This window comes from Massilia sp. CT11-108 (assembly GCF_047302915.1).
Taxonomy (GTDB): Bacteria; Pseudomonadota; Gammaproteobacteria; order Burkholderiales; family Burkholderiaceae_D; genus Telluria; species Telluria orientalis.
This window is the reverse complement of the sequence record NZ_JBKYMO010000166.1, coordinates 1-11573: the sequence shown is the minus strand read 5'-3', so window position 1 is coordinate 11573 and position 11573 is coordinate 1. Positions and strand designations below refer to the sequence as shown.

The window sequence follows — 11573 nt, the reverse complement described above, 5'->3', positions numbered from 1 at the left end:
CCGCCTCAAAAACCGCGCCCTCCCCCATGGCCCCCCAAAAAACCCCCCCCAAAAAAACCCCGGGGGGCCCCCCCCTTTTTTTTCAAATTCCAAAAAACCGGGGCCCCCACCCCGAAGTGTCGATCTGTTGTTTGACTACATTTTCTGTGGCTTCCCTTTAGATTGCGGGCTGTTATCGCATTGACACCCAGAAAACCCCATGTTACTTTGCTACATGTAGCAGCCTGGCAGGAGTCCAGGCGCGTAAGGGGACCCAGATGGAAATGCAAACACATGCACTCAAGCCGCGGCTGACGTTCTGGCAGCTGTGGAACATGAGCTTCGGCTTCTTCGGCATCCAGTTCGGCTTGGCGTTGCAGAACGTGAACACGAGCCGGATCTTCGCCACGCTCGGCACGTCGATGGACGACCTGGCCCTCGTCTGGCTCGCGGCGCCCGTCACGGGCCTGCTCGTGCAGCCGGTGATCGGTTACCTCAGCGATAACACGTGGCACCCGCGTTGGGGCCGCCGCCGTCCGTTCTTCTTCCTCGGCGCCGTGCTGGCCGCAACGGCCCTGTTCCTGATGCCGAATTCCGTCGCCGTCTGGATGGCCGTCGCCATGCTGTGGCTGATGGATGCCTCGATCAATATTTCGATGGAGCCGTTCCGCGCCTTCGTCGGCGACAAGCTCGACACGTCGCAGCAGACCGCCGGCTTCGCGATGCAAACCTTCCTGATCGGCTGCGGCGCCGTGATCGCATCGCTGCTGCCGATCGTCTTCACGAACTACCTCGGCGTCTCCAACGTGCCCGTCGACGGTGGGGTGCCGGATTCGGTGCGCTACTCGTTCTACGTCGGCGGCGCCGCGTTCCTGCTGGCCGTGACGTGGACCGTGTTCACGTCGACCGAACTGCCGCCGCCGGACCTCCACCGCTTCGAAGCCCAGCGCAAGCATTCGCGCAGCTTTAGCGTCGCGCTGCGCGAGATCATGGGCGGCTTCGCGCACATGCCGAAGACGATGGTGCAGCTGGCGTTCGTCCAGTTCTTCTCGTGGATCGCGCTGTTCGCGCTGTGGATCTATACCGGTCCCGGGATCGCCGACAACGTCTACAACACGACGGATCCGCTGTCGCCGGGCTACCAGGACGCGGGCAACTGGGTCGGCGTGATGTTCGCCGTCTACAACGGCATGTCCGCCCTGGCCGCGTTCGTGCTGCCCGTGCTGGCACGCCGCACGAGCCGCAAGGCGTGCCACGCCGTCTGCCTCGCGATCGGCGGCCTGTCGCTGGCCAGCGTGTTCTTCATCCACGACAAGCATCTGCTGCTGATCCCGATGCTGGGCGTGGGCGTGGCGTGGGCAAGCATCCTCACGATGCCGTACGCGATCCTGGTCGCCGCGCTGCCGCCGAACCGCATGGGCTATTACATGGGCCTGTTCAACTTCTTCATCGTGATTCCGCAGATCGTCAGCGGCCTCGTGCTCGGCTGGTTCACGAAGCATATGTTCGGCAACCACGCGGTACTTACGCTGGTGCTGGGCGGCGTGTCGATGGTCATCGCGGCCGTGCTGGCGCTGTTCGTCACCGACCGGGCGGAACGCGCCGCGCACCGATAGCGGCGCCATCGTCGGGACGAGTGTCGTATCCTTACGGGTTTGACAACAAACCCCCGACAGGAGCTAGACATGACAATTCAGACGATCGCGACGACCCCGTTCGCCGGGCAACGCCCCGGCACGTCCGGGCTGCGCAAGAAGGTGACGGAGTTCCAGCAGCCCGGCTACCTGGAAAACTTCGTCGAGGCCATCTTCCTGACGCTGGGCGCGCTGGGTAATGTGCAGGGCCGCACCCTGGTGCTCGGCGGCGACGGCCGCTATTTCAACCGCGAAGCCATCCAGACCATCCTGCGCATGGCGGCCGCCCACGGCGTGGGCCGCGTGCTCGTGGGCCGCGGCGGCATCCTGTCCACGCCCGCGGTCAGCTGCGTGATCCGCAAGCGCGCCGCGCTCGGCGGCATCGTCCTCTCGGCCAGCCACAATCCCGGCGGTCCCGACGGCGACTTCGGCATCAAGTACAACATCGACAACGGCGGCCCGGCACCCGAGAAGATCACCGACGCGATCTACGAACACACGAAGACGCTGACGTCCTACCGCATCAGCGACGCCGGCCCGGTCGACCTGGACAAGATCGGCAGCATCCGCCTCGAAGACATGGAAGTCGAGGTGATCGATTCCGTGGCCGACTACGCCGAGCTGATGGCCGGCCTGTTCGACTTCGACGCGATCCGCGCCCTGTTCCAGCGCGGCTTCACGATGCGCTTCGACGGCATGCACGCCGTCTCCGGCCCGTACGCGAAGGCCATCATCGAAGGCATGCTGGGCGCGCCCGCGGGCACCGTCGTCAACGCCGAGCCGCTGGAAGATTTCGGCGGCCACCACCCGGACCCGAACCCCGTCAACGCGGCCGACCTGATCGCGCTGATGGACGGCCCGGACGCGCCCGACTTCGGCGCCGCATCGGACGGCGACGGCGACCGCAACATGATCGTCGGCCGCAAGCTCGCGGTGTCGCCGTCGGACAGCCTCGCCATCATCGCCGCCAATGCGACCGCCGCACCGGGCTACCGCGACGGCATCAAGGGCATCGCGCGTTCGATGCCGACGTCGCAGGCCGCGGACCGCGTGGCGGCCGCGCTGGGCGTCTCCTGCTTCGAGACCCCGACCGGCTGGAAGTACTTCGGCAACCTGCTCGACGCGGGTCTCGCCACCTTGTGCGGCGAAGAGAGCTACGGCACGGGCTCGATGCACATCCGCGAAAAGGATGGCGTGTGGGCCGTGCTGTTCTGGCTGAACCTGATCGCCGCGACGGGCAAGTCCGTGGGCGAGATCGTGCAGGAACACTGGGCCCGCTTCGGCCGCAACTATTATTCGCGCCACGACTACGAGGCCGTGGACGCCGCCGCCGCCAACGCGATGATGGACGACTTGCGCGGCAAGCTCGCATCGCTGGCAGGGCAGACGCTGGGAGACTTCCGCGTCCAGCTCGCCGACGATTTCACCTACACCGACCCGGTCGACAACTCCGTGTCCACGCGCCAGGGCGTACGCATCGTCATGACGGACGGCTCGCGCATCGTGCTGCGCCTGTCCGGCACCGGCACGGAGGGCGCCACCGTGCGCCTGTACCTGGAACGCTACGAGGCCGACCCGGCCCGCCACAACCTCGACACCCAGCAGGCGCTGGCGCCGCTCATCGCCATCGCGGAGCAGGTGTCGAGACTGAAGGAGCGGACGGGCCGCGAGCAGCCGAGCGTCGTCACCTGATTTCCACTCACCACACAGGACCCCGCATGAAACTACCCGTTCTCGCCGCCTCCCTGATGCTCGCCTTCGGTGCCGCCTCGGCCGCGCCCGACCTGTCGCCGGTCAAGGGCAAGCCGTTCACCTGGGATAACGCGACCGTCTACTTCGTCGTGATCGACCGCTTCAACAACGCCGATCCGTCGAACGACCACGCCTACGGCCGCAAGAACATTGCTGCCGTCGCGCGCGGCTTCATGGGCGGCGACCTGGCCGGCATCACGGCCAAGATCAAGGAAGGGTATTTCACGGACCTGGGCGTGGACGCGCTCTGGATCTCGCCGCCGGTCGAGCAGATCCACGCGTCGACCGACGAGGGCACGGGCGTCAGCTACGGCTTCCACGGCTACTGGGCGCGCGACTTCACGGCCGTCGACGCCAACGCCGGCACCGCGAAGGACGTGCGCGACCTCGTCGAGGCGGCGCATGCGCGCGGCATCCGCGTGCTGCTCGACGTCGTGATGAACCATACCGGTCCAGTCACGCCTGAAGACTCGGTGTGGCCGGCCGACTGGGTGCGCACGTCGCCGACCTGTACCTTCAAGGACGTCAAGGGCACGGTCGATTGCACGCTCGTGAAGAACCTGCCGGACTTCCGCACCGACAGCAATGCGAACGTCGACCTGCCGCCGTTCCTCGTCGCGAAGTGGAAGAAGGAAGGGCGCTACGAGCGCGAAACGAAGGAGCTGGACGACTTCTTCAAGCGCACGGGCTACCCGCGCGCGCCGCGCTACTACCTGATGAAATGGCACGCCGACTGGGTACGCAAGTACGGCTTCGACGGCTTCCGCGGCGACACCGTCAAGCACACGGAACCCGGCGTGTGGAAAGACCTCAAGAAGGTCGCGAGCCAGGCCTATGAGGATTGGAAGCGCACGCCGGCCGGCAAGGAGGGCATCGAAAAGATCGGCAACCAACCGTTCTTCATGGTGGCCGAAGCGTACGGCCACCCGATCGCGGACGGCCGCCCGTTCGCCTACGACGACGGCACGAAGGTCGACTATTACGACAACGGCTTCGACAGCATGATCAACTTCGCGCTGCCGGGCGACGCAACCCAGAGCTACGAGACGCTGTTCTCCAAGTACTCGGGCCTGCTGAACGGTCCCTTGACCGGCGTGACGGTCCTGAACTACCTCGACTCGCACGACGACGGCCACCCGTTCGATGCGATGCGCGCGCACCCGTTCGAGGAAGCGAACAAGCTGCTGCTGGCACCGGGCCAGGCCCAGGTTTATTACGGCGACGAGACGGCGCGCGTGCTGAAGATCGAAGGCGCAACCGGCGATGCGAACCTGCGCTCCTTCATGAACTGGGACCAGTTGAAGAACAACGCCCAGGTGGGCCTGCACGGCGTGGCCGAAGTGCGCGACTACTGGGCGCGCCTGGGCCGCTTCCGTCATGCGCATCCGGCCGTGGGCGCGGGCGTGCACCAGATGATCGCGTCCAGCCCGTACACGTTCAAGCGCACGTACGAGAAGAACGGCGTCTCCGACCGCGTCGTCGTCGCCCTCGACCTGCCGCAGGACCGTACGGTGGCCATCCCCGTGGCCGGCGTGTTCGGCGACGGGCAGACGGTGCGCGATGCGTACACGGGCAAGACGGCCGTCGTCTCGGGCGGCAAGGTGCAGTTCGATACGCGCGCGCCGGTGGCGCTGATTTCGCAGGATTAATCCAGGCGTCACGCGTGGGCGGGGGCCGCCCACCCTACCCCAGCCACGGGTGGGCCGCCAGCCACCGTCCCAACTCGTTATCGTTCGCGCACTGCAGCTTGCTGAAGATGTTCGCCCGGTGCGTCTCCACCGACCGCGGCCCGCATGGCGGCACGAGCAGCCGCGCGATTTCCTTGTTCGGCTGGCCGAGCCCCACGAGCCGCGCGACTTCCCGTTCGCGCGGCGTCAGCTCGGCCCACAGCCGCAGCGCGTTCGCCCGTCCGCGTGCTTCCGCGATGGCGGCCGGCAGTTTGTCGAGCAGGTGCTGCGTGTCCGGCTTTTCCACCCAGTCCCACGCGCCCTGGCGCACGGATTCCAGCGCGGTCGGGATGTCGCCGTGACCGGACAGGAACAGCGTGACGAGCGGGCTGTGTGCCGCGCGCAGGCGGTCGAACACGGCCAGGCCGCTCATACCGCCCAGGCGCAGGTCGAGGATCAGGCAGCCCGGCTGGCGCATGTCGACGGCGTCCAGGAACGCTTCTCCCGATTCGAACGCCTGCACGGCGAGTCCTTGCGAGAACAACAGCACCAGCAGGGAGCGGCGCAGGGCTTCGTCGTCGTCGACGACATAGAGCGTGAGTGGGATGTCTTTCATGGCGCGATCGGAAGCGTGAAGGAAAAGGCGGCGCCGCCGGCGGCAGGGTTCTCGACGGTCATGGAACCGCCGTGGGCCTCGACGATGGTGCGGCAGATGTTCAGTCCGAGCCCCAGGCCGTCGGGGCGGGTGGTGAAGAACGGCGCGAAGATCTGCTCCAGCTGTTCGGGCGGGATGCCCGGGCCCGCGTCGGTGACGGTGACGCGCACGCCCTGGTCCACGCGCCGGCATGCGACGTCGATGCGTCCGCGCGGGCGATCCTGCATGGCATGCATCGCGTTGTGGATCAGGTTCACGAGCACCTGTTCGAGCAGGACGCGGTCGCCGCGCACGAGCGTGTCACCGGCGTCCAGCGACAGCTGCAGCGCGATCCCGGCCTGCTGCAATTCCGGCTTGAGCAACTCCACCGCATGCGCGATGACGCCATCGACCGCAAGGTTTTCGTAATGCCCCCGCTTGGGATTGATGAACGCGCGCACCCGCTTGACGATCTCGCTGGCGCGCTTGCTCTGTTCGACGATCTCGTCGAGCGCGCCGGCCAGCATGTCGGGCGGCGCGGACTGCGCGGCGAGGGCGCGCGCCGCGACGGCGAAGTTCGACAGCGCCATCAGCGGCTGATTGAGTTCGTGCGCGAGCGTGGACGCCATCTCGCCCACGCTCGCGAGGCGCGCGCTGCGCTGCAGGCGCACTTCCTGGTCGCGTTGGCGGGCCTCGGCCTGCTTCTGCGCCGTGATGTCGACGACGGAACTCATCCAGCCGCGGTGCACGCCCTGCGCGTCCACGAGCGGCGCCGTGTAGACCATCGTGATCACGTCGTGGCCGTCCTTGTGGCGGATGCGCGATTCGAAGCCGTGCGGCGCGGCGCGGCCCTGCAGCGCGTCGGCGCTTTCGCGCTCGTGTTTTTCCTGGTCGTCCGGATGCCAGTAGGGATACGGCGGCCGGCGGCCCAGCAACTCGTCCGCGCTGTAGCCCACCATCGCGCACAGGGCCGGATTCACGTAGATGATGGTGCCCTCCGGGTCGCGCGCGCGCATGCCCACGAGGAGCGAATCCTCCATCGCCTTGCGGAACGCGTGCGCTTCTTCCAGGTCGCGGGTGCGCTCCTCGACCCGGCGTTCCAGTTCGATGCGGGCCGAGCGCTGCTCGCGGAAGCGCTTTTCGCGCAGGCGCCAGTACAGCACGCCGAGCAGCAGCAGCGCGACGGCCAGCGCGGCCAGCATCAGCGCCAGCTGGCGCGCCTGCACGACTTCCTTCATGTCCGTCGTGACGGTCAGCGTCCAGCCCAGTTCCGGCAGCGGCGTGTCCAGCGCAAGCAGGTCGAGGCGGCGGCCGCCGACGGTCGTGTGCACGACGAAGCCGGGCGACGCCCCGCGCGTCTCCGTCTGCCACGGCAACACGTAGAACCGTTCGCGGTTGCCGTACTGGCGGTGTTCGGCGATCCAGTGCAGGTCGGCAGCGGACACGGGCCGGATCGCGTGGAACAGCCAGTCCGGCACGGCGGAGAGAAAGACGATGCCGCGGCTGTCGCGCAGCACCACCGGGTCGGCGCCGCGCATCCATGTGGCCTGGAGCGGCTCCAGGCTGATCTTCACGACGACGACGCCCAGGATGGCACCATGCGCGCGCACGGGTTCCGCGATGAACAGGCCGGACTGGCCCGTCGTGAGGCCGAGGCCATAGAAGATGCCGCGCCGGCCCTGCACGGCATCCTCGAAGTACGGCCGCTGGCGGTAGGACTGGCCGACGAAGCTGGACGGCTGGTTCCAGTTGCTGGCCGCGAGCGTGAGGCCCGCGCGGTCGACGAGGAACAGCGCGGCGGCGCCCGTCGTCGCCTGCAGGTCGGCGAAATAATCGTTCACGCGCGCCCGCAGCGCGCCGTCGCGCGGGGTGCGCAGCAGGTCTTGCACGTCCGGGTGGCGGGCCGCCGCGTGCGGCAGGAAGTCGTGTTTCTCGACGAGGCCGCGCAGCCCCAGCACGTGCGCGGCCGCGGCCTGGCGCAAGCCTTCCGTCTTGGTCTGCAGCTCGTGGCGCTCGGCCCAGTTCCCCGACGCCGCGATGACGGCGAGCGCACCGGCGCCGATGAGGAGGTTGAGCAGTTTGGGCATGACGCCAACGATAGCAGTTGCGCGGCCTTTAGAAAACCGCCTCCGTAGTTTTACGGAGGAGGGCGCGCCGGAAGTTGCGGATGTGCGCGTGGCCTCCGGCTGGGATAGTGGGCATACCAAAAGAGGAGACAACCATGAACACCATCACATCCAAGGCCGGCGCCCAGGCAGCCGCCGGCGCCGGCGAACGCATTTCCGGCGCGCGCCTGAAGGCCATCTTCATCGGCTCGGCCGGCAACCTCGTCGAGTGGTTCGATTTCTACTGCTACTCGGCCTTCGCGCTGTACTTCGCGAGCTCGTTCTTCCCCAAGCAGGACCCGACGGCGCAGATGATGTCCACGGCGGGCATCTTCGCGCTGGGCTTCTTCGTGCGCCCGATCGGCGGCATCCTGTTCGGCCACATCGGCGACCGCCTCGGCCGCAAGACGGCGCTGATGACGTCCGTGCTGCTGATGTGCTTCGGCTCCCTCCTGATCGCCTGCGCGCCGACGTATGCCGCGGCCGGCATCCTGTCGCCGTGCATCCTGCTGCTGGCGCGCCTGCTGCAGGGCCTGAGCCTCGGCGGCGAATACGGCGCCAGCGCGACGTACCTGTCGGAGATGGCGGACTCGAAGCACCGCGGCTTCTACAGCAGCTTCCAGTACGTGACGCTGATCGGCGGCCAGCTGCTGGCGCTGATCCTGCTGCTCGTGCTGCAGAACTTCCTGCTCGACGCCGGGCAGCTGCGTGCCTGGGGCTGGCGCATCCCGTTCTTCACCGGCGCCTGCCTCGCGCTGCTGGCCCTGCGCATGCGTCACAACCTGCCGGAGACCGGATCGTTCGAGGCCGCGCGCAAGGAAGCGAAAAAAAGCGCCAAGCCGATGGGCGGCCTGAAGCAGCTGGCCCAGCATCCGCGCGAAGTGCTGCTGGTGATCGGCCTGACGATGGGCGGCACGCTCGCGTTCTACGTCTACACGACCTATATGCAGAAATTCCTGCGCCTGTCCGTCGGCCTGACCGACTCGCAGACGACCGCCGTCTCGGCCGCGTCGCTGCTGTTCGCGATGTGCCTGCAGCCGCTGTACGGCGCGCTGTCGGACCGCATCGGCCGCAAGCCGCTGCTCATCGGCTTCGCGCTGCTGGGCACCCTGTTCACCGTGCCGCTGTTGACCGGCATCCGCCACGCCAGCGGCCCGTGGCAAGCGTTCGGCCTGATCGCCTGCGCCTGGCTGATCGTGTCCGGCTACACCTCGATCAACGCGCTGGTCAAAGCCGAGCTGTTCCCGGCCTCGATCCGCGCCACCGGCGTCGGCGTGCCGTATGCATTCGCCGTCTCCGTGTTCGGCGGCACGGCCGAGTACCTGGCGCTGTGGTTCAAATCCGTCAGCCTGGAAAGCGGCTTTTACTGGTACACGACGGCCGTCATCGCCTGCACGCTGGTCGTCTGCTGGTTCATGCGCGATACCGGCGCGCTGTCGAAGATCGACGCGGAAGCGCGCGGCCAATAAGCGCCGGCGTTGTCGATGTGGAAAGAGCGGCCCTGCGGGGCCGCTTATTTCGTTGTAACCACCCGAATCGGGTCATAATCGCTTTTTGGTGCATTTCAATCAATGGTATCCTACGCGCAATAGAGGAGACCTTCGCGAGAAGAGCAACACCATGACGCTTGAGCCCGACACCGAACAGAAGCACACCCGCGCCGCGTATTCCGACGGTCCGCGCCTGCTGGCCGACATCGGCGCGACCCATGCGCGCTTTGCCCTGGAGATCGCGCCGGGCGTGCTGCGCAACGTGGCCGTGCTGCTGTGCGACGACTATCCGGGCATCGTCCCGCTGCTGAACGCCTACCTGGCCCAGACCCAGGCCCAGAGCGGCCATGTCCGCATCACCCACGCGGCGTTCGCGCTCGCGAACCCGATCAGCGGCGACTTCATCCGCATGACCAACCGCGACTGGCAGTTCTCGACGGAAGAGGTGCGCCGCACGCTCGGCCTGACGACGCTGCTGATCGTGAACGACTTCACGGCGCTGGCGATGGCGCTGCCGGGCTTCAAGCCGGAAGACCTGCTGCAGATCGGCGGCGGCAAGCCGATCGCGAATGCGGTGGCCGGCGTGCTCGGTCCCGGCACCGGCCTGGGCGTGTCCGGCGTGATCCCGACAGTGGACGGCTTCGTCACCCTCGGCAGCGAGGGCGGCCACGTCAACTTCGCGCCGGCCGACGAGCGCGAATTCGCGATCCTGCAATACGCCTGGCGCGAATGGCAGCACGTGTCGAACGAGCGCCTGATCTCCGGCCCCGGCATGGAAATCATCTATCGCGCGCTCGCGCTGCGCAACGGCGTGGAAGCACCACAGCGTGATGCGGCCGCGATCATGGCGGCCGCATTGGACCAGAAGGATCCGCTGTGCCTGGAAGTGCTGGAATGCTTCGCCGGCATGCTGGGCGGCGCGGCCGCGAACCTGGCCGTCACGCTGGGCGCGTTCGGCGGCATCTTCATCGGCGGCGGCATCGTGCCGCGCATGGCCGAGTGGTTCAAGACGTCGCCGTTCCGCACGCGCTTCGAAGCGAAGGGGCGCTTCTCCAGCTACCTCGCGCAGATCCCGACGTACGTGATCATGATGCCGACGCCGGCGCTGTACGGCGTGTCGAGCATCCTGTCGGAACACCTGCGCAACCGCAGCGGCGCAAACACGCTGATGGAGCGCGTGCAGCACCTGCAGGCGGAACTGTCGCCGGCCGAGCAGCGCGTGGCGCAGCTCGTGATCGAGCATCCGCGCAAGGTCCTGTCCGAGCCGATCGCCGAGATCGCGAAGCTGGCCGACGTCAGCCAGCCGACCGTGATCCGCTTCTGCCGTTCGCTGGGCTTCGCGGGCCTCGCCGACTTCAAGCTGAAGTTCGCGGGCAGCCTGACGGGCACGATCCCCGTGCGCCACAGCCAGGTGCGCATGACCGACAGCACGCACGACCTGTCGGCGAAAGTCATCGACAACACGGTGTCCGCGATCCTTAGATTCCGCGACCAGCTGGACGTGAATTCGATCGACCGCGCCATCGACATCCTGCGCAAGGCGAAGCGCGTCGAGTTCTACGCGATGGGCAATTCGCGCGTCGTGGCGCTGGACGGCCAGCACAAATTCTTCCGCTTCCGCATCCCGACCTCGTCGTACGGCGACGCGCATTTGTTCGCGCTGGCGGCCGAGCTGCTGGGACCGGGCGACGTCGTCGTCGCCATCTCGACGACGGGCCAGCTGCCGGAACTGCTGGACGCCGTCGACGTCGCGCGGGCCGCCGGTGCCGACGTCATCGCCATCACGAGCAGCAAGTCCCAGCTGGCGCGCAAGGCGAGCGTGTGCCTCGCCGTCGACCACAGCGAGGACAGCACGACGTTCCTGTCGATGATCTCGCGCATCCTGCAACTGCTCCTCATCGACATCATGGCCGTCGGCATTTCGCTCGGCCCGGCCGGTGAAGCGGCGGAGGGCGACAGCGAACGCCGCCGCCTGCTCATTTCCCACCTCGACATCTGACTTGGACCGTCCTGGCGCGCGCAGATCGAAGGAACCGGCCGCCACGATCGCCTTGACGGCATTGGCGATGGCCGCGTTCGCGGCCAACTCGCTGCTGTGCCGCATCGCGCTCCGTGACACGCACATCGATCCCGCGACCTTCGGCGCCATCCGCGTGACGTCCGGCGCGCTCGTGCTGGCGCTCGCGATGCGCGTGCGTGCGCGTCCGGCTTTGCCGCCGCGATGCTGTTCGCCTACGTGGCCGCGTTCTCGTTCGCCTATCTCACCTTGCCGGCAGGGACCGGCGCGCTGATCCTGTTCGGCGCCGTCCAGC

General features: G+C 67.4%; 7 protein-coding genes and 1 pseudogene. 6 read left to right on the top strand and 2 right to left on the bottom strand.

What is annotated here, in order from left to right:
• Positions 1-257 precede the first annotated feature (257 nt).
• The 3 genes from ACEN88_RS14955 to ACEN88_RS14945 all read left to right on the top strand — a co-directional run bounded on the left by ACEN88_RS14955 (position 258) and on the right by ACEN88_RS14945 (position 5014).
• Entirely contained in the window at positions 258-1595 is a 1338-nt protein-coding gene (locus tag ACEN88_RS14955; RefSeq protein ID WP_413340757.1) for an MFS transporter, read from the top strand.
• Between the two features lie 69 nt (positions 1596-1664).
• Complete coding sequence (locus ACEN88_RS14950) at positions 1665-3305, top strand: alpha-D-glucose phosphate-specific phosphoglucomutase (protein WP_413340755.1); 1641 nt, start codon at positions 1665-1667, stop codon at positions 3303-3305.
• A 26-nt stretch (positions 3306-3331) separates the two neighbouring features.
• A complete protein-coding gene (locus ACEN88_RS14945; RefSeq protein WP_413340754.1) occupies positions 3332-5014 on the top strand; it encodes an alpha-amylase family glycosyl hydrolase in 1683 nt (560 codons plus the stop codon).
• Between the two features lie 34 nt (positions 5015-5048).
• On the opposite strand, the gene ACEN88_RS14940 is transcribed toward ACEN88_RS14945, so the two are convergent.
• The gene (locus ACEN88_RS14940; protein WP_413340752.1) at positions 5049-5648 is read right to left on the bottom strand and encodes a response regulator transcription factor; all 600 of its coding nucleotides are present in this window, start codon (positions 5646-5648) and stop codon (positions 5049-5051) included.
• A complete protein-coding gene (locus ACEN88_RS14935; RefSeq protein ID WP_413340750.1) occupies positions 5645-7753 on the bottom strand; it encodes a sensor histidine kinase in 2109 nt (702 codons plus the stop codon). The genes ACEN88_RS14940 and ACEN88_RS14935 overlap by 4 nt, the downstream gene beginning before the upstream one ends.
• Positions 7754-7887: 134 nt before the next feature.
• Between ACEN88_RS14935 and ACEN88_RS14930 the strand changes: the two genes are divergently transcribed.
• The 3 genes and pseudogenes from ACEN88_RS14930 to ACEN88_RS14920 all read left to right on the top strand — a co-directional run.
• Positions 7888-9240: an MFS transporter gene (locus ACEN88_RS14930; protein WP_413340748.1), complete on the top strand. Its 1353-nt coding sequence runs from the start codon at positions 7888-7890 to the stop codon at positions 9238-9240.
• Positions 9241-9391: 151 nt separating this feature from the next.
• A complete protein-coding gene (locus tag ACEN88_RS14925; protein ID WP_413340746.1) occupies positions 9392-11260 on the top strand; it encodes a glucokinase in 1869 nt (622 codons plus the stop codon).
• Between the two features lie 67 nt (positions 11261-11327).
• A pseudogene (locus ACEN88_RS14920) lies at positions 11328-11573 on the top strand (EamA family transporter); the annotation flags it as partial.